16 protein-coding genes are annotated in these 17,211 nt (G+C 67.8%); 6 read left to right on the forward strand and 10 right to left on the reverse strand.

The genetic code is table 11. The features are described 5' to 3' along the window. Window positions 1-103: 103 nt before the first annotated feature. Window positions 104-469, forward strand: a complete 366-nt coding sequence (locus J2728_RS21340) for a TM2 domain-containing protein (RefSeq protein ID WP_310002191.1) — start codon at window positions 104-106, stop codon at window positions 467-469. An 82-nt stretch (window positions 470-551) separates the two neighbouring features. On the opposite strand, the gene rpsD is transcribed toward J2728_RS21340, so the two are convergent. The 7 genes from rpsD to J2728_RS21375 form a co-directional block, all read right to left on the reverse strand. Continuing rightward, on the reverse strand, window positions 552-1,169 hold the full coding sequence (gene rpsD / locus J2728_RS21345; RefSeq protein ID WP_310002192.1) for a 30S ribosomal protein S4: 618 nt from the start codon (window positions 1,167-1,169) through the stop codon (window positions 552-554). A gap of 174 nt (window positions 1,170-1,343) precedes the next feature. Next, complete coding sequence (locus J2728_RS21350; RefSeq protein WP_310002193.1) at window positions 1,344-1,724, reverse strand: hypothetical protein; 381 nt, start codon at window positions 1,722-1,724, stop codon at window positions 1,344-1,346. Between the two features lie 74 nt (window positions 1,725-1,798). Next, window positions 1,799-2,632 (reverse strand): S-formylglutathione hydrolase, encoded by an 834-nt coding sequence (gene fghA / locus J2728_RS21355; RefSeq protein WP_310002194.1) that lies wholly within the window; start codon window positions 2,630-2,632, stop codon window positions 1,799-1,801. A 143-nt stretch (window positions 2,633-2,775) separates the two neighbouring features. After that, a complete protein-coding gene (locus J2728_RS21360) occupies window positions 2,776-3,885 on the reverse strand; it encodes an S-(hydroxymethyl)glutathione dehydrogenase/class III alcohol dehydrogenase (protein ID WP_310002196.1) in 1,110 nt (369 codons plus the stop codon). Window positions 3,886-3,952: 67 nt separating this feature from the next. Then, window positions 3,953-5,236: a DUF1254 domain-containing protein gene (locus J2728_RS21365; RefSeq protein ID WP_310002197.1), complete on the reverse strand. Its 1,284-nt coding sequence runs from the start codon at window positions 5,234-5,236 to the stop codon at window positions 3,953-3,955. A gap of 106 nt (window positions 5,237-5,342) precedes the next feature. After that, a complete protein-coding gene (locus tag J2728_RS21370; RefSeq protein ID WP_310002198.1) occupies window positions 5,343-5,759 on the reverse strand; it encodes a host attachment protein in 417 nt (138 codons plus the stop codon). 92 nt (window positions 5,760-5,851) lie between these two features. After that, complete coding sequence (locus tag J2728_RS21375; RefSeq protein WP_310002199.1) at window positions 5,852-6,658, reverse strand: RNA methyltransferase; 807 nt, start codon at window positions 6,656-6,658, stop codon at window positions 5,852-5,854. Between the two features lie 77 nt (window positions 6,659-6,735). Here J2728_RS21375 and J2728_RS21380 point away from each other — a divergent pair, with 77 nt between their 5' ends. After that, complete coding sequence (locus J2728_RS21380) at window positions 6,736-7,731, forward strand: serine hydrolase (RefSeq protein WP_310002200.1); 996 nt, start codon at window positions 6,736-6,738, stop codon at window positions 7,729-7,731. On the opposite strand, the gene J2728_RS21385 is transcribed toward J2728_RS21380, so the two are convergent. Beyond that, the gene (locus J2728_RS21385; RefSeq protein WP_310002331.1) at window positions 7,728-10,151 is read right to left on the reverse strand and encodes an ATP-binding protein; all 2,424 of its coding nucleotides are present in this window, start codon (window positions 10,149-10,151) and stop codon (window positions 7,728-7,730) included. The genes J2728_RS21380 and J2728_RS21385 overlap by 4 nt on opposite strands. Window positions 10,152-10,487: 336 nt before the next feature. Between J2728_RS21385 and J2728_RS21390 the strand changes: the two genes are divergently transcribed. From J2728_RS21390 to J2728_RS21400, 3 genes are all read left to right on the forward strand, one after another. Further along, a complete protein-coding gene (locus J2728_RS21390; RefSeq protein ID WP_310002201.1) occupies window positions 10,488-11,705 on the forward strand; it encodes an NADP-dependent isocitrate dehydrogenase in 1,218 nt (405 codons plus the stop codon). Between the two features lie 117 nt (window positions 11,706-11,822). Further along, window positions 11,823-12,389 (forward strand): DUF2939 domain-containing protein, encoded by a 567-nt coding sequence (locus tag J2728_RS21395; RefSeq protein WP_310002202.1) that lies wholly within the window; start codon window positions 11,823-11,825, stop codon window positions 12,387-12,389. A gap of 12 nt (window positions 12,390-12,401) precedes the next feature. Next, entirely contained in the window at window positions 12,402-13,346 is a 945-nt protein-coding gene (locus tag J2728_RS21400; protein WP_310002204.1) for an AEC family transporter, read from the forward strand. 6 nt (window positions 13,347-13,352) lie between these two features. Here J2728_RS21400 and J2728_RS21405 read toward each other — a convergent pair whose 3' ends face one another. Beyond that, a complete protein-coding gene (locus J2728_RS21405) occupies window positions 13,353-13,874 on the reverse strand; it encodes a hypothetical protein (RefSeq protein WP_310002206.1) in 522 nt (173 codons plus the stop codon). Window positions 13,875-14,087: 213 nt separating this feature from the next. Here J2728_RS21405 and J2728_RS21410 point away from each other — a divergent pair, with 213 nt between their 5' ends. After that, a complete protein-coding gene (locus J2728_RS21410; protein ID WP_310002207.1) occupies window positions 14,088-14,465 on the forward strand; it encodes a VOC family protein in 378 nt (125 codons plus the stop codon). A gap of 70 nt (window positions 14,466-14,535) precedes the next feature. Here J2728_RS21410 and alaS read toward each other — a convergent pair whose 3' ends face one another. After that, on the reverse strand, window positions 14,536-17,178 hold the full coding sequence (gene alaS / locus J2728_RS21415; protein ID WP_310002208.1) for an alanine--tRNA ligase: 2,643 nt from the start codon (window positions 17,176-17,178) through the stop codon (window positions 14,536-14,538). Window positions 17,179-17,211 lie beyond the last annotated feature (33 nt).

The raw sequence follows: 17,211 nt of genomic DNA on the forward strand, positions 1-17,211 counted from the left end.
CAAGACCCCTCCGCGAACAACGCCCGAAAGTTTGCCGTCTTATCACTAGCTTAAGTGGAGCTGGCGATTTAGCTTCGTCTTACGCTACATATTTGGGGGGCCAATGAGCGAACCTGACGTCATCGAAGTACCGAAGCCAAGCACGCAGTCCGACGCCGCGAGCCTGACTGACAAGAAGTATTGCCTGGGCTGCGGCAAGGCGCTTCACAAGTCGGCCCCTCAGTGCCCGCACTGCGGCGCGCCCCAGGCCGACGTTGTCCCTGCGGGCTCCAAGAGCCGGGTCATCGCCATTGTGCTGGCCCTGCTGCTCGGCGGCATCGGCGGCCACAAGTTCTATCTGGGCCGTGTCGGCTGGGGGATCTTGTACCTGGTGTTCTGCTGGACGTTCATCCCGTCGATCGCCGCGCTCGTCGAGGCGATCATCTACATCACGATGAGCGATCAGGCCTTCGCCAAGAAGTACGGCTGAGCCGCTTCGCGCCGAGGTCGTTGTAACAAAAAAGGCCCCGGATCGCTCCGGGGCCTTTTCCGTATCGTTTCGGATCCGACGCTTACGAAGCGTAGAATTCGACGACGAGGTTCGGTTCCATCTTCACCGGATACGGAACTTCCGACAGTTCCGGAGCGCGGACGAAGGTGGCGGTCATCGACTTGGCTTCGACCGAGACGTACTCGCAGAAGTCACGTTCGTTCGAGGCCAGCGACTCCAGAACCAGAGCCATGTTGCGCGACTTTTCACGGACGCTGATCACGTCGCCGGCCTTGCAGCGGTACGACGGGATGTTGACGCGCTTGCCGTTAACCAGGACGTGGCCGTGGTTGACGAACTGGCGAGCCGCGAACGGGGTCGGCACGAACTTGGCGCGGTAGACGATGGCGTCCAGACGCGATTCCAGCAGGCCGATCAGGTTCTCCGAGGTGTTGCCCTTGCGACGGGCGGCTTCCTCGTAGGTGCGCGAGAATTGCTTCTCGGTCAGGTTACCGTAGTAGCCCTTCAGCTTTTGCTTGGCGCGCAGCTGCAGACCGAAGTCCGAAACCTTGCTCTTGCGGCGCTGGCCGTGTTGGCCGGGGCCGTACGAGCGCTGGTTGACCGGGGACTTCGGACGGCCCCACAGGTTTTCACCCATGCGGCGGTCGATTTTGTACTTGGCGCTATGGCGCTTCGACATAGTCGTTCTTTCTAACGATCCGGGCCGGTACCCCTTGAAAAAGGGGTGCGATCGCAACGGCGGCTTCGGGTCAATCCGTCATAAGGTCATCGCGCCGCGCGGCGAGCCGGCGGCGTGAAGGCGCGGTTTATGAGCGAAGGCGGGCGGGGAGTCAATCTTCCCTGCCCTTACCCGCTACGGCCTGATCAGCGGATTGCGCACGCGGATCTTGTCGCCGCGAGCCACGCCGAACGTCTCCAGCGGATAGCGTAGCTCGACACCCTCGGCGATCAGCGCGCGGCACATGTCCGGCCGTTTGCGGGTGAAGGTGAAAGCGGTGCGGCCGTCGCGGCGCTGGCTTTCGACCGCGAAGTCGTCGGAACGCGTGCAGCCATTGGACGAGACGCGGATGACGAGATCATCCCGCTCCACCCGCACGGCCTGCAGAGGCTCAAGGCCATCCGAAACGCTCCGGGTTACCGAGACGTCGTGGCGCCCCTCGTCGGCGTCGATGATCACGCAGGCGGAGGTGCTCAGGCCCAGGGCGATAACGGCGGCGAGCGGCGCGAATTTCATGGTGTTTCCCCTCCAGTCAGCTTGACCGTGAGAAGAGCGCTCGCCGCCTGAACCCAGGATGAATTACGAAAGAGTCACAACCGGGCGGCGTGGAACGCCAGGTGGTCGCCGATGAACGTGCTGATGAAGAAGTAGCTGTGGTCGTAGCCGGCCCGCCGCCTAACCGTGACCTTGCGGCCGGCCTTGGCGGCGGCCGCTTCGATCAGTTCCGGCTTCAGTTGGCTCTCCAGAAAATTGTCGGCCAGGCCCTGGTCGATCAGGATGTCATCGAAGCTTCCGCCCTTGCCGTCCTCGATCAGGGCGCAGGCGTCGTAGGGACGCCAGGCGGCGCGGTCGGGCCCGAGATAGGCGCTCAGCGCCTTATCGCCCCACGGGCAGTTCAGCGGCGAGACGATCGGCGCGAAGGCGCTGACCGACTTGAAGAGTTCGGGATGCTTCAGCGCGATGGTCAAGGCGCCGTGGCCGCCCATGGAATGGCCGAAGATCCCCTTGCGCGCGCCGTCCAGCGGGAAGGCGCCCTCGACCGCCGCCAGCAGGTCGCCGGTCACATAGGAATGCATCATGAAATGCGGCGCCCAAGGCGCCTGTGTGGCGTCGACGTAGAAGCCCGCCCCCTGCCCCAGGTCATAGGCCGGATCGTCGGCGACGCCCTCCCCGCGCGGCGAGGTGTCGGGCGCGACGATCGCGACGCCATGCTTGGCGGCGTGTTCGTAGACGCCCGATTTCACCGTGAAATTGTCCTCGGTGCAGGTCAGGCCCGACAGCCAGACGAGGTAGGGAAAAGGCCCCTCGCCATCTGGCGTCCACACCGTGAACTTCATCGGCGTGCCGGTGCTGGTGCTGTCGTGCTTGCAATACCGCAGCGTTCCGCCGTGGACGCGATGGGTGGAGAGGGTTTCGACGGTCATCGGCTTGCCTCCACTCCCTTCCCCCTCGATGGGGGAAGGGCTGGGGATGGGGGTGATCTACGAGGGTGGCGGCGCGCATGGCGCCAAACGCCAGCGTCACCCCCACCCTACCCTCCCCCATCAAGGGGGAGGGAAACTTGGCGCTAGAACGTCACCACGGTCCGGATGCTTTCGCCCGCGTGCATCAGGTCGAAGGCCTTGTTGATCTCTTCCAGCGGCAGAACGTGGGTGATCATCGGGTCGATCTGGATCTTTCCGTCCATGTACCAGTCGACGATCTTGGGCGTGTCGGTGCGGCCGCGCGCGCCGCCGAAGGCCGTGCCTTTCCAGACCCGGCCCGTGACCAGTTGGAACGGACGGGTCGAGATTTCCTTCCCTGCCTCGGCCACGCCGATGATGATGCTCTCGCCCCAGCCGCGATGGCAGGCCTCCAGCGCCGTGCGCATCACGCCAGTGTTGCCGGTGGCGTCGAAGGTATAGTCCGCCCCGCCGTCGGTCAGAGCGACGAGGTGCTGAACCAGATCGCCCTGCACGTCGTTCGGATTGACGAAGTGGGTCATGCCGAACTTGCGGCCCCATTCCTCGCGCGCCGGGTTCAGATCGACGCCAACGATCATGTTGGCGCCGACCAGCTTCAGGCCCTGGATGACGTTCAGGCCAATGCCGCCCAGGCCGAAGACGATGGCGTTGGCGCCGGGCTCGACCTTGGCGGTGTTGGTCACCGCGCCGACGCCCGTCGTCACGCCGCAGCCGCAGTAGCAGGCGGTCTTGAACGGCGCGTCGCGGCGGATCTTGGCCACCGCGATCTCGGGCAGCACGGTGTAGTTCGAGAAGGTCGAGCAGCCCATGTAGTGGTAGATCGGCTGGCCCTTGTACGAAAAGCGGCTGGTGCCATCCGGCATCAGACCCTTGCCCTGGGTCGCGCGGATCGCCGTGCACAGGTTGGTCTTGCCCGAGAGGCAGCTTTTGCACTGGCGGCATTCGGGCGTGTAGAGCGGGATCACGTGGTCGCCGACCGACACTGACGTGACGCCCGCCCCGACCTCGACCACCACGCCCGCGCCTTCGTGGCCCAGGATCGAGGGGAAGATGCCCTCGCTGTCGAAACCGTCCAGCGTGTAGGCGTCGGTGTGGCAGACGCCGGTCGCCTTGATCTCGACCATCACCTCGCCGGCCTTGGGCCCTTCGAGATCGACCTCGACGATCTCCAGCGGCTTCTTGGCTTCGAAGGCGACGGCGGCGCGGGTCTTCATGGGGAGGTCTCCTCGGAAACGATTCGGCGCGACTTTGCCGCCGCGCGCCCTTGGGGTCGAGCCCCGATCAAGCCTTCACGATCGGCGGCAGGCGGAAACGGCCGTCCAGCAGCTCCGCCTTCGGCAGATAGGCGCGAAGGTACAAGGCGAACGGCCCAGCCTTGGGCGCTGGAAGCCAGTTGGCCGAACGCTCGCCGCCGGGATCGGACCGACCGATCCAGATGTCGAGAGAGCCGTCGGCGTCGCGCTTCAGGCCCCGCGTGCGGTCGCCGATCGTGTAGCGACCCAGCGGGTTGTCGGTGAAGAAGAACTGCCCGTCGCTCGTGGCCTCGTACATCGACAGCGACCAGAAGCCGTCCAGCGGCAAGCGCGCGGGCAGGCTCAGTCGATAGAGGCCATCGCCGGTGAAGGTCCCCGCCCCGTCGTCGCCCGCCGCCTTCATGTACATCGCCTCGGCCACCGGCAGCGCGCCCAGCCCCTGCAGGGCGACGATGGCGCGATAGAGATAGTCCTGACCGTAGTCGCCGAGATTGGGACGCGGATAGGCCCAGCCGTCGGTGAAGGTCTGCCGTCCCCTGGCGAACATGGTAATCAGCCGCGCCTCGTCGACACCCTCGGCCGCGCTGGCGGCGTCGAAAGGTCCAGCGCCCAAGAACGGAGCCGCGCGGCGCAGGATCCGTAGGTCGCTCGGGGGCGCCGGATCACTGGCCAACAGCGCGCGGGCCGAGGCGAAATAGGCGTCTGGCGCGGCGTCCCGCGCGGCGTAGGTCGGCACGGGCGCGGCTGTCGGGCCCTTCAGCTGGAAACCATCCTGCGCCTTGTGCGCGGCGGCGAGGTCTTCGCCCCCGTCGGTCAGCACCCGCAGCAGCAGCCACGCGTGCGTCGTGGCGACGCGGGTCGGATTGGGTCCGCTGGCAACCTGTCCCGGCCCAACCAGGGTGAAGGTCCCGCCCTCCCCGCCGATCGTGCGCGTTCCCAGCACGACGCTGTTGTTGGTGAACATGTCCATCACCGCCACCGAATAGTAGCGCTCGCCCATCGGCGGGATGGTCAGGGTCGCGGGTCCCCGCGTCAGGTCCAGGAAAGTCCAGGAGTAGAGGGTGTCGTTGTTGGGCGTGGTTACGCGCCGGGACGTGTGGTCCGCCAGGGTCCGGGTGTGATCCAACTTGTTGATGGCGGCACCCGGCGCCTTCAGCATCCGCGCGCGGGTGGTCGCCATCTCGATCAGCGGCAGGGCGTAGAGATAGGCGTCGCGCGCCGCCGTCGCGTTTGTCGGCGCGGCGGCGTGAACCTGAAGACCCGGCGCGAAACTCGCCGCGCCAGCCATGGCCAACAGCTCCCGACGGTTCATGGCTCCCTCCCCAAACACTTGTTCGAGTGAGTGAACGCGGGAAAGACGAACGGCGCAAGACCGCTCGCCTCCCGTCTACCGCTCCCGGGGAGCCGCCGGGCGCGTATCAGGCCGCTTGGGCGTAGCGCGCGGCGTGCACCGCGGCTTCCAGCGTGATGATGGTGGCGTCGACCCGCTCGTGCGGATCCGAGCCAACGACCTTCTTGGCCAGGTTCGGCGACAGAGCTTCGCGCAGATGCCCCAGCGCGCGCGGCGGCGCGATCAGGACGACCTGGTCGAAGTGATGCTTGCCGGCGAGGCCTTCCAGCCGCTTGGCGAGATCCGTCAGGAAAGCCTTTTCAGCCCGGTCGCGCGCGTCGCCCGAGTGGGTGATGTGGCTGGGCGCGGCGTGATCGTGATGTTCCTTCACGTCGGCCAGCCATTCGGGACGGTCATGCAGCGGACCGTCGATGCGCGGCTGTTCGAGAAGGCGGGCGCGACGGCCGTCGGCCACGACGACGAGAGTGATGGCGTCTGGGTTCATGGAGTGGCTCCTGGTTGAACGCTGAAGCCAGCTTGCGCCTCGCCAATCCGGCGGCGGATGATCCAGGTCAAATCCGGCGCCCGCCCCGCTCCTTAAGGAACCGGCTTCTTGGCCGCCTTCTCCGCCAGCTTGGCCAGAACCCGGCCGCGCCCCTTGCTGAGCGCGGTGATCACGCCCCGGAAGGTGCGGACCTCCTGGTCGCTCAGTCGGGCCCGAGCCAGCGGGACCCGCAGGTTGCGGACCATCGACGGCTTCTTCTCCGGCGGATGGTAGAAGCCGGCCTTCTCCAGTTCGTCCTCGAGATGCTCGTAAAGACCCAGCAGCGTCGCCTGGTCGGCGGGCTCCTCGACGTTCAGCTCGAACTTCTTCCAGGGCCGGTCGTCCTGGGTCATCTTCCATTCGTAGGCGTTGATCGACACGGCTTGGGCCAGGTTCAACGAGCGGAAGCGTTCGTCGATCGGGATCGAGACGATGGCTTGGCACAGGGCGATGTCGTGGGTCTCCAAGCCCGCGCGCTCGCCGCCGAAAAGCAGGCCGACCTTGCGGTCCAGGGCGACTTCCTCGGCCAGGTGGGCGGCGCTTTCGCGCGGCGTGTAGACCGGCAGGCGCGTTTCGCGCGGGCGGGCCGTGGTGGCGTAGACCAGCTTCAGGTCGGCGATCGCCGCCTCCAGGCTGTCGAACACCTTGGCGTCGTCCAGCGGCCAGCTGGCGCCGGACGCGCTGGCCCAGGCGCGCTCCTGCGGCCAGCCATCGCGCGGCCGCACCAGGCGAAGGTCATAGAGACCGAAATTGGCCATGACCCGCGCGACCGCGCCAATGTTCTCGGCCAGCTGGGGTTCGTTCAGGATCACGCAGGGCGGCGCGGGCCGCGCCGAGGCGGACGGGTTTTCGTCGGTCATCCGCACCCTTTGCCGCCGACAGACCGCCGGATGCAAGAGGGCAAGCAGCCGAACCGCCACGGCCGCGTTTAGCGGGGATGTCACGCCGCGCCTTCCTGACCACCCTCGCCGCCCTGCCCATTCTCGCCGCTTGCGGAGAGAAACCGATGCTGGGCCAGGAAGAGCCGGCCATGGATCCGAAGGGCTTGCAGAAGGCGATCCTGCCCATCGCGGACCGGGCCGCGCCGGCCTTGCTGGGCGTCGCGGCCGAGGATCTGGGCACGCGCCAGATCTGGGGCTTCAACGGCGATCGCCCCTTCGTGCTGGGCGCGGCCGCGCGTGTCCCGGTCCTGGCGGCGGTGATGGCCGAGCGGGCGACCGGCCAGCTGGACCCGAACGAGACGATCTCGGTCCGCGACGTCGACCTCTCGCCGCCGCCCAGCGCGGTGGCCGACGCCTGGCCGGGTCGAGCATCCTACACGGTGGCGGAGTTGGAGACGCTGGCGCGGGCCGGCGACAACACCGCGCTCGACCTTCTGACCAAGCGGATCGGCGGCCCTGGCGCCGTCAACGGATGGCTGGGCGTACGGCAGATGGGCGGAATCTCGGTCGACCGGTATCGCCGCCAGGTCGAGACCGAGGCGGCGGGGCTGGCCTCGTTCCGCGCCGCCTGGAAAGGCGACGGCGCCTGGCGCCGCGCCTTGGCGAACGTCCCCGCCGACAGGCGCGCCGCTGCGGCTCGACAACGCGCGGCCGATCCTCGCGACACGGCCTCGCCCGTGGGCTTGGTTCGGCTCCTCGAAACGTTCAACACGCGCGAAGCCTTCGCGAACGCCGACCCTCGCCTTCTGCTGGGAAACGATCCTGGCTATCTGACCTCGGTGCTGCCCCAGGGGGCGAACATCTGGCAGACGGCGGGTTCGGCCCGGCCCGACCTTGGCGTCACCGCCGAGAGCCACGCGGTGGCCCTGATCGCGCTGAAGGACGGCCGCCGCATAGCCCTGGCGGTCTTTCTGTCCAGCTCCACCGCCGACACGACAGCGCGCGAAGCGATCATCGCCGAGGCGGGGCGAACCGTGCTGCGGTCCTTCTAGCCGCGCCGGGCGCGCGCCAGCGCCTCGATCAGCTGCCCAGGATGCAACGGCTTGGCCAAGTGCAGATCAGCCCCCGCGGCATGGGCCGCGGCGACATGGTCCTCCATGGCGTTGGCGGTCAGCATGATCACCAGCATGGGGCGCGCGCCCGACGCCGCCTCTCGCGCGCGGATGGCGCGGGTAGCCGACAGCCCGTCCATCACCGGCATCTGCATGTCCATCAGCACCGCGTCGAACGGCTTCTCGTCCAGCGCGGCCAACGCCGCCTCGCCATCGGCGACCAGGGTCATGTCCACGCCGAAAGGCCGCAGGACAATTTCGACGACCTTGCGATTGGTCGGATGGTCTTCGGCCACCAGCACCCGCAACCCTTCGAGCGAGACCGTTTCGCCCGCCTCTTCGGCCTCGGTCGGAAGAGCGTCGCAGCGCGACAGGGGCAGGACCACCTCGAAGCGCGCGCCTCGTCCAGGCTCGCCGTCGGCGCCGATCCACCCGCCCATCTTCGCGGCGAGGGTCGCGCAGATGGACAGGCCAAGCCCGGTGCCGCCGTACTGGCGGGTGATGGACTGGTCGGCCTGGACGAAACGCTTGAACAGACGCTCGCGCACCGCCGCGTCAAAGCCGACACCGGTATCGCGGACCGTGAAGCGGACGCCGTCATCGACCTGGTCGACGTCCAGCGCCACCTCGCCCGCGTCCGTGAACTTCACGGCGTTGGCCAGGAGGTTCGAGAGGATTTGGCTAATCCGCCCCGCGTCGCCCTCGTACGTTCCAGCCGTCTCGGGCGCGACCGACCAGCGTAAGGTCAGGGCCTTGGCCTGGGCCGCCGCGGCGTGAAGCTCGGCCATGCTGTGGACCAGCCGCGTCAGGTCGAACGGCTCGAGCGTCAGCTGGAACTCGCCGGCCTCGATCTTCGAGACATCCAGGATGTCGCTGAGCACCTGTTCCAGCAATCGGCCGGAAGATGTGACCAGCGCGGCCAGCTCCCGTCGCGCCGCCGGATCCGGCTCGTCCGCCAAACGGTCGCCGATCGCGATGACGCCATTGAGCGGCGTGCGCAGCTCATGACTCATATTGGCCAGGAAGACGGACTTGGCCTGGTTGGCGCGCTGCAGTTCGGCCGTGCGCTCGGCGACGCGCTCCTCCAGCGACCGAAGGAGCTCTTCGTTGCGATCCCGCTGGCCGCGCAGCGAGCGCGCCAACGCGCCGATCTCGTCCTCGCGCGCCTCGATCGGAGCCGCCGCCGACGGATCGCCCAGCCTTTGAGCCTCGGCCAGGTCCTGCAGCGGCGCGACCACCATCTGGTCGGTCAGGCGATAGAGCAGCAGAATCTGCGCCAGGACGCCCAGAAACCCGAACAGCAGCACCCAGGACGCCGTCTTCAGCGACGACCAGATAATGTCGCCGGATGGGAAGGTCATCAGAAACCACCAGGCCGGCTCCTCCAGGCGGCCATAGGCCACCAACCGGTCGCCGCGCGGAGACAGCACCGCGCCCACGTCGCGGTTTTGCGCCCGGATGCGCTGGACCAGATGCTTGAGGTCGCTGTCGGCCTCGAACCGGCGCAAGGCGAAGGCGTCCACCGCGCCCTTGCGCGAAAGTCCCTGCGCGGAGATCAGCTCGCCATTGTCGGCCACGATCATGTTGCGACCGCCCGGGAGGGCGTCGCCCACCGCCCGCAGCAGATAGGAATCGAGCGACAGGCTCGCCCCGAAGGCGCCGACAAACCGATCCTTCAGGTAGACCGGCGTCAGGCAGGCGACGGTGAGCCGACGGCCCGTCGGGTCCGAGATCAGCCGGCGCAGCTTGGTGCACTTCATGAGCCGCTCGGGATTGTTCTTCGGCAGCGTCAGGAGGGTCATTTCCTCGCTGGCGATGTTCAGGTCGGGCGGAGCGTCGCGTCGATAGAAGCGCAGCTTGTCGGCCCGACGCGGCCCGAACATCACCAGTCGAGAGTCCGGCGTGAAGAAGTAGAAGTTGTCGTAGTGTCGAAGCTGCGCCTCGCCGGTGGCGGCCACCACATCGAGCGCGGCCACGTACAGGGCCTTCTCGGCGCTTGTCAGCATGGCGGCGCGCGGCAGGTAGGCTCCGACGCCATAGACATACCGCTCCCCGATCCTGGCGCCGTCGAACAGGCCCGGCGCCGAGCGGCGGGTGCCGTCGCCATGTTCGGGGAACAGGGTATCGAACCTGGCCAAGTCCTCCGGGCGCCCGCCGTCGGCCAGGCGGCGTGTCAGGGCTTCGGCCGCCGCGTCGTGGACCTTCACCAGGTCCGAGAACAGCCGGTCCTCGGTCTTGACGCGTTCGCCGACATAGGCGGCCAGATGCTGGGTCTGGGTGTCGGCCGCGCTGTCGCGCACGAAGAAGAAGGCGGCGGCGGTCGCGACGCCGGTCACCGCGATCGACAGCATCGCGACCATGGTCAGCAAACGACGCGCCAAGGGCCGCGTTACCTGACCGTTCGTTGCCGCACTGCCGTTCACCGCGCCCCCGAGCCGGTCGCTTCCGCGGGCCGGTCTTGCTTTGAATGCCAACGCCGGCGCCGCGAAGCGCCTTTCGAAAAGCCGCGCGCTTGGCGCCCCCGCGCCACGAACGACCCAAAACCACGGACTTAACGATCGAAGCCAGGCCCGCGCGTCAACCGATCCGCTTTTCCCTCGTCCCGCAACAGTCTATAGCCAGCCGGTCCGCGCCGCGTCCTGGCCCTGTGCGCCAGGCCGCTCCAGGCGCGCCACCGCCAGAGGAACTGCCCCGCAATGGCCAAGATCAAAGTCGCCAATCCCGTCGTCGACATGGACGGGGACGAAATGACCCGGATCATCTGGAAGCTCATCAAGGATAAGCTGATCTTCCCGTACCTGGACTTGGAACTGGATTACTACGACCTTTCGGTTGAAAATCGCGACGCCACCGACGACCAAGTGACGATCGACGCGGCCAACGCGACCAAGAAGCACGGCGTCGCCGTCAAGTGCGCCACCATCACGCCGGACGAAGCCCGCGTGAAGGAATTCAATCTCAAGAAGATGTGGAAATCGCCGAATGGCACGATCCGCAACATCCTGGGCGGCGTGATCTTCCGCGAGCCGATCATCTGCCAGAACGTGCCGCGCCTGGTGCCGGGCTGGACCCAGCCGATCATCGTCGGCCGCCACGCCTTCGGCGACCAGTACCGCGCCACCGACTTCCTGTTCCCCGGCAAGGGCACGCTGACGATCAAGTTCGTCGGCGAGGACGGCCAGACCATCGAGCACGAAGTGTACAAGGCTCCCGGCTCGGGCGTCGCCATGGCGATGTACAACCTCGACGAGTCGATCCGCGAGTTCGCCCACGCCTCGTTCGCGTACGGCCTGAACCGCAAGTACCCCGTCTACCTGTCGACCAAGAACACGATCCTCAAGGCCTATGACGGCCGCTTCAAGGACATCTTCCAGGAAGTCTACGACGCCGAATACGCCGACAAGTTCAAGGCCCTGGGCATCCACTACGAGCACCGCCTGATCGACGACATGGTCGCCTCGGCGCTGAAGTGGTCGGGCGGCTACGTCTGGGCCTGCAAGAACTACGACGGCGACGTGCAGTCGGACATCGTCGCCCAGGGCTTCGGCTCGCTGGGCCTGATGACCTCGGTGCTGATGACGCCGGACGGCAAGACGGTGGAAGCCGAAGCCGCCCACGGCACGGTCACCCGTCACTATCGCCAGCATCAGAAGGGCGAGAGCACGTCGACCAACTCGATCGCCTCGATCTTCGCCTGGACCCGTGGCCTGGCCCACCGCGCCAAGCTCGACAACAACACCGAGCTGGCCAACTTCGCCGCCACGCTCGAAAAGGTCTGCGTCGACACCGTCGAGAGCGGCTACATGACCAAGGACCTGGCCCTGCTCGTCGGCGACAAGCAAGGCTGGCTGACCACCGAAGGCTTCCTCGACAAGATCGACGAGAACCTGAAGAAGGCCATGGCCGCGGCCTAACCTTCGCCTCGAGCGAAGATGATCGCGAGAACGCCCCCGATACCCTCGGGGGCGTTTTTCGTTGTGGACGGCCGGCGGCGAAGGCGGTCTAAGCGCTCCTGACCTTTCGGAGGCCTCATGACCCTGCAGAAGCGGATCTGGGATCTGATCGTGCTGGCGATCTTCGTGTTCGCCGCCGCCTTCGTCTCCGCGCCCTGGTTCGCGTTCCGGGCGTTGAAGGCGGCGGCCCAGTACGAGGACGTCCAGGCGATCGGCGAACTGGTTGATTTCCCCGCCGTCCGAAGCGGCCTGACGGCCCAGCTCGTCGCCGACGCGCCGGCGGCCAAGCCGGAAGCGCCCTCGATCTGGCGCGATCCAATGGGTGTCTTCAAGAAGGCCGTCGAGCCCCTCGCGCCACCCGAGCCCAAGGTCGACCGCTATCTGACGGTATCCGGCTTCAACGCCCTGACGCGCGGCTATCCGCCGGGCGCGGCGCCGACCGAACCATCGTCGGGCGAAGCGTTCAAGCGGGCCATCAAGGGCCCCCACCCCACCATTGTCTACTGGGATCCGAACCGCGTGCGCATCGCGGTGGGGCGTCCCGAGGCGCGTCGCAAGACGACGGTGTTCACATTCGAGCGCCGGGCGCTGTTCACCTGGAAGCTGGTTCACATCCGACTGCCCGCCGACGAGCGCCAGGGCTGAGAGGTTCCGTTCTTGATCGCTCTCGTCGCCGATGTCCTGGCCCGCGTCTGGCCGTTCTTCCTGCTGGTCGGAGCCGGACTGGCCCTGAGCCGGCTGCGCCTGCTGGACGCTCACCAGGCGCGCGGCCTGTCGGCCTATGTCTACTGGATCGGCTTTCCGGCCCTCCTGATCCACTCGCTGTCGCGACTGGGTCGTCCCGGGCCCGATCTGGCGGCGGGCTTGGCGGCCTACGCCGTCGTGGGTCTGGTGGTCATGGCGACGGTCGTCATCCTTGGCCGGGCGCTGGGCTGGACCAAGGCCGAGCTGGCGGGCGCGGGCATCGCTAGCGGTGTCGGTAACAGCGCCTTCCTGACCCTGCCGATCACCGCCGCCGTGCTCGGCGCCGAGACCGCTCGGCTGGCGGCGGGCGTCATCGCGGTCGATTTCGTGATCCTGTCGGCCGCTGGCGTGGGCTTGCTCGGCTGGGCGGCGGGACGCTCGGTGTGGCGCTCGATCCTGCAAGCTTTCCGCAATCCCGTCGTCGCGGCCGCTGTCGCCGGCGTCACACTCGCCCTGCTGGACCTACGGCCGCCAGAGGCGCTGGACCGCGCCCTTGGCCTGGCCGCCGCCTCGGGCAGCCCCGTCGGTCTCGTCGCGCTCGGCGCGGCGCTGGGCCTTCGTGAAGCCGAGGGCGAAGCGACGCCCCACAATGGTCCCGTCGTCACGGCGGCCGTCGCCAAGCTCGCGTTGTTTCCGGTTCTGGCCTGGCTGGCCATCGGCCTGACGCCAGCGCCGCCAGCCTTCCGCGCGGGCGCGACCCTGCTGGCCGCCGCGCCCACGGCCGTCAGCGTCTTCATCCAGACCCGGGCCTACGATGTCTTCGCCCGGGGCGCGGCGCGCACCGTGGCCCTGACCACGGCGGCGGCCATGGTCACCTTGGCGCTGGCCTTCCTGCTGCTGGCGCCGAACCGCCTCTGACGGCCGTCACGACGCCAGCTTATTACCGCTTAGGAGGTTCGAGGTCGGCCGGCCGCCCGCAGGCCCTTGATCGCCCGAGGACCAACCCGCCGGACAAGACCCCAGCCTCTGATAGCGTCGCGCCTGGACGATCTTGCCGCCGGCGTCCCGCAAGGGCTGCAGCGCGAAGCGAACGGTGAAGTCGTCGTGCGCCCGTCGCGTCGTCGTGACGTAGAGCCCGTACATCGCGCCGCCCACTTCGCAGCGCGCGATGCGTTCGTTGGCGTTATTCTTGGCGGGCTTGCCCACCGGCTCGCACGGCAAACCGTTGATGCGCGGCTCGACGCGGGAGAACGAGGCGATCAGCTCCGGGTTGGCGCAGACGTCCACGGCGCCGGATCGACCGCCGGAATCCTCGACCACGGCCACACGCCACAGGGATGGCGGCGCGAAATGGACCTGCGTCCTGGCGACCTCCCGCTCGCAGGCGCCGAGCGCCAAAACCAGACCCACGGCCGCCAGCCGCCGCATGGATGTGAACAGGGACACCCTCGCCTCCGGATTACATATGTAACTCAATTGAGGCTCGATCCATGTCCCCGTCAAGCGGATAGCGTACGGGCGCCTTTCAGGCCTTTCGCCGCGCGCCCTTGGTCGACCTCCAAGAGGGCCTGGACACCACTCGGTCATGTCCGAGGCGGCGGCGACTGCTGACGCGATCTGTCAGGAGGGCGATCTAGCCTTGGGCCGGGAGGACGCCCGATGATCAGCTACATCACGATCGGCGCGAGCGACGGCGACCGCGCCCAAGCCTTCTACGACGCGGTGCTGGGCGCGTTGGGACACGCCCGGCTATGGCGGCAAGAGCATTGGATCGGCTATGGCCCCGATCCCGACCACGCGACGATCCTGATCTGCAGCCCGGAGAACGGACTGCCCGTCCAGGCCGGGAACGGGGTCATGGTCGGGCTCACGGCCAGCACCCAAGACCAGGTCGGCGCCTTTCACGCGGCGGCCATGACTCACGGGGGCTCCTGCGCGGGCCCGCCAGGCCCCCGTCCTCACTACGGCGACGGCTACTATCTGGCCTATGTCCGCGATCCGGACGGCAACAAGCTCTCGGCGTTCCTGAAGTCGTGATCTCGCCCGGACATGAAAAAGGGGACGCCTTTGGAGCGTCCCCTTCGGTCTAGTCGTCGACCGCGTCGGCTCAGCCGGCCAGGGCCGCCTTGACCGCCGCGAGGCCTTCCTCGGCCTTGCTGTCGTCGGGCGCGCCGCCCTGGGCGAAGTCGGCCTTGCCGCCGGCGCCCTGCCCGCCCATGGCGATCACGGCGGCCTTGGCCAGATCGGCGGCGCTGAACTTGCCGGTCAGGTCGGCGGTGACCGCCACCGTGACAGCGGCCTTGCCGTCGGAGGTGCCAACCAGGGCGACGACGCCCGAGGTCAGCTGCTTCTTGAACTCCTCGGCGACGCCGCGAAGCTCCTTGCCGCCGACGCCGTCCAGGACACGGGCGATCAGGGCGACGCCATTGACGTCTTCCGGACCCGAGGCCGCGCCGCCGCCGCCCAGCGCGAGCTGCTTCTTGGCCTCGGCGAGTTCCTTTTCGAGGCGCTTACGATCGGCGATCAGGGCGTCGACGCGCGAGGCGACCTCGGCGACCGGGGTCTTGAACTGGTCGGCCAGCGACTTGGCCACGCCCGCTTGGTCCAGCAGGAAGCGGCGGGCCGCCTCGCCGGTCAGGGCCTCGATGCGGCGCACGCCAGCGGCGACGCCCTGCTCCGAGACGATCTTGAACAGGGCGATGTCGCCGGTGCGAGCCACGTGGGTGCCGCCGCACAGCTCGACCGAATAGGCCTTGGCCTCGTCGGTCAGCGACTTGCCCAGCGTCAGCACGCGGACGCTGTCGCCGTATTTCTCGCCAAACAGCGCCACGGCGCCGGCCTCGATGGCCTCCTGCGGGGCCATCTCCTTGGTCTCGGCCGGGACGTTCTGGCGGATGACCGCGTTGACCTCGGCCTCGATCTTGTCGAGCTCCTCGGGCGTCAGCGGGCCGCCGTGGCTGAAGTCGAAGCGCATGCGCTCGCCGTCGACCATCTGGCCCTTCTGAGCAACGTGCGGACCCAGCACATGGTGCAGGGCGGCGTGCACCAGGTGGGCGGCCGAGTGGTTCGAGCGGGTCGTGTGACGGCGCTCGGCGTCGACCGAGGCCACGACCTGATCGCCGACCTTCAACTCGCCCGACAGCTCGACACGGTGAACATACAGCTCACCGGCCTGCTTTTGGGTGTCGATGACCCGGTTCTCGCGGCCATTGGCTTCGATCACGCCCTGGTCGCCCGCCTGACCGCCGCTCTCGGCGTAGAAGCTGGTGCGGTCCAGCAGGACCTCGACGGTCGTGCCGCCGGTCGCGCTTTGGACCTCGGCGCCGTCCACGACGATCGCCTGGACGACGCCGGTCGTCTCCGTGGTCTCGTAGCCGACGAAATCCGTGGCGCCGTTCTTTTCCTTGATCGCGAACCAGGCCGCGGCGGCGCCCTGTTGGCCCGAACCGGCCCAGTTGGCGCGCGCCATTTCGCGCTGCTTTTGCATGGCCGCGTCGAAGCCGTCGGTGTCGACGGTCAGGCCCTTGGCCCGCACCGCGTCCTGGGTCAGGTCGAGCGGGAAGCCATAGGTGTCGTAGAGCTTGAAGGCGGTCTCGCCATCCAGCACGCCGCCGGCGGCCAGGTTCGCGGTCGCCTCGTCCAGCAGGCCCATGCCGCGACCCAGGGTCGTGCGGAAGCGCTCTTCCTCCTGGCGCAGGGTCTCGACGATCGAGGCCTCGGCCCGGCGCAGCTCCGGATAGGCCTGGCCCATCTCGGCGACCAGGGTCGGAGCCAGGCGGTGCATCAGGGGTTCTTGCGCGCCCAGCAGATAGGCGTGGCGCATGGCCCGGCGCATGATCCGGCGCAGGACGTAGCCGCGACCTTCGTTCGAGGGCGAGACGCCATCCGCCAACAGGAACGACGACGAGCGCAGGTGGTCGGCGATGACCCGGTGCGACGGCGCCTGATCGCCCTCGGCCTTGACGCCCGTCAGCTCGACGCTGGCGGAGATCAGGGCCTTGAAGAGATCGACGTCGTAGTTGTTGTGGACGCCCTGCAGCACGGCCGCGACCCGCTCCAGGCCCATGCCGGTGTCGATCGAGGGCTTGGGCAGCGACACGCGCTCGCCGCCCGCCAGCTGCTCGAACTGCATGAAGACGAGGTTCCAGATCTCGATGAAGCGGTCGCCGTCTTCATCGGGGCTGCCCGGAGGGCCGCCGGCGATCGACGGGCCGTGGTCGTAGAAGATTTCCGAACACGGGCCGCAGGGACCGGTGTCGCCCATGGACCAGAAATTGTCGCTGGTCGGGATGCGGATGATCTTGTCGTCCGACAGGCCGGCGATCTTCTTCCACAGGTCCGCCGCTTCGTCGTCGGTGTGGTACACCGTGACCAGCAGCTTCTCCTTGGGCAGCTTGAATTCGCGGGTCAGCAGGGTCCAGGCGTGGTGGATCGCCTGTTCCTTGAAGTAGTCGCCGAACGAGAAGTTGCCCAGCATCTCGAAGAAGGTGTGGTGACGGGCGGTGTAGCCGACATTGTCGAGGTCGTTATGCTTGCCGCCGGCGCGGACGCACTTCTGCGAGCTGGCCGCGCGCGGATGCGCCGGCGTCTCGGCGCCCGTGAAGACGTTCTTGAACGGCACCATGCCGGCGTTGACGAACAGCAGGGTCGGATCGTTCTGCGGCACCAGCGGCGCGGACGGCACCACGGCGTGGTCGGCCTTGCCGAAGTAGTCGAGGAACGTACCGCGGATCTCGTTCAAGCTGGGCATGAGCGTCTCAAGTCTTAAGCATCCGGCGAGCGG

This window comes from Caulobacter segnis (assembly GCF_031454995.1).
Taxonomy (GTDB): Bacteria; Pseudomonadota; Alphaproteobacteria; order Caulobacterales; family Caulobacteraceae; genus Caulobacter; species Caulobacter segnis_E.

What these genes read in the sequence shown, in the direction of transcription:
- J2728_RS21380 (WP_310002200.1), top strand. Translation starts at nt 6,736, where the DNA reads ATGTCACGCCGCGCCTTCCTGACCACCCTCGCCGCCCTGCCCATTCTC.
- J2728_RS21385 (WP_310002331.1), bottom strand. Translation starts at nt 10,151, where the DNA reads ATGGTCGCGATGCTGTCGATCGCGGTGACCGGCGTCGCGACCGCCGCC.
- rpsD (WP_310002192.1), bottom strand. Translation starts at nt 1,169, where the DNA reads ATGTCGAAGCGCCATAGCGCCAAGTACAAAATCGACCGCCGCATGGGT.
- fghA (WP_310002194.1), bottom strand. Translation starts at nt 2,632, where the DNA reads ATGACCGTCGAAACCCTCTCCACCCATCGCGTCCACGGCGGAACGCTG.
- J2728_RS21350 (WP_310002193.1), bottom strand. Translation starts at nt 1,724, where the DNA reads ATGAAATTCGCGCCGCTCGCCGCCGTTATCGCCCTGGGCCTGAGCACC.
- J2728_RS21365 (WP_310002197.1), bottom strand. Translation starts at nt 5,236, where the DNA reads ATGAACCGTCGGGAGCTGTTGGCCATGGCTGGCGCGGCGAGTTTCGCG.
- J2728_RS21395 (WP_310002202.1), top strand. Translation starts at nt 11,823, where the DNA reads ATGACCCTGCAGAAGCGGATCTGGGATCTGATCGTGCTGGCGATCTTC.
- J2728_RS21340 (WP_310002191.1), top strand. Translation starts at nt 104, where the DNA reads ATGAGCGAACCTGACGTCATCGAAGTACCGAAGCCAAGCACGCAGTCC.
- J2728_RS21360 (WP_310002196.1), bottom strand. Translation starts at nt 3,885, where the DNA reads ATGAAGACCCGCGCCGCCGTCGCCTTCGAAGCCAAGAAGCCGCTGGAG.
- J2728_RS21370 (WP_310002198.1), bottom strand. Translation starts at nt 5,759, where the DNA reads ATGAACCCAGACGCCATCACTCTCGTCGTCGTGGCCGACGGCCGTCGC.
- J2728_RS21410 (WP_310002207.1), top strand. Translation starts at nt 14,088, where the DNA reads ATGATCAGCTACATCACGATCGGCGCGAGCGACGGCGACCGCGCCCAA.
- alaS (WP_310002208.1), bottom strand. Translation starts at nt 17,178, where the DNA reads ATGCCCAGCTTGAACGAGATCCGCGGTACGTTCCTCGACTACTTCGGC.
- J2728_RS21375 (WP_310002199.1), bottom strand. Translation starts at nt 6,658, where the DNA reads ATGACCGACGAAAACCCGTCCGCCTCGGCGCGGCCCGCGCCGCCCTGC.
- J2728_RS21390 (WP_310002201.1), top strand. Translation starts at nt 10,488, where the DNA reads ATGGCCAAGATCAAAGTCGCCAATCCCGTCGTCGACATGGACGGGGAC.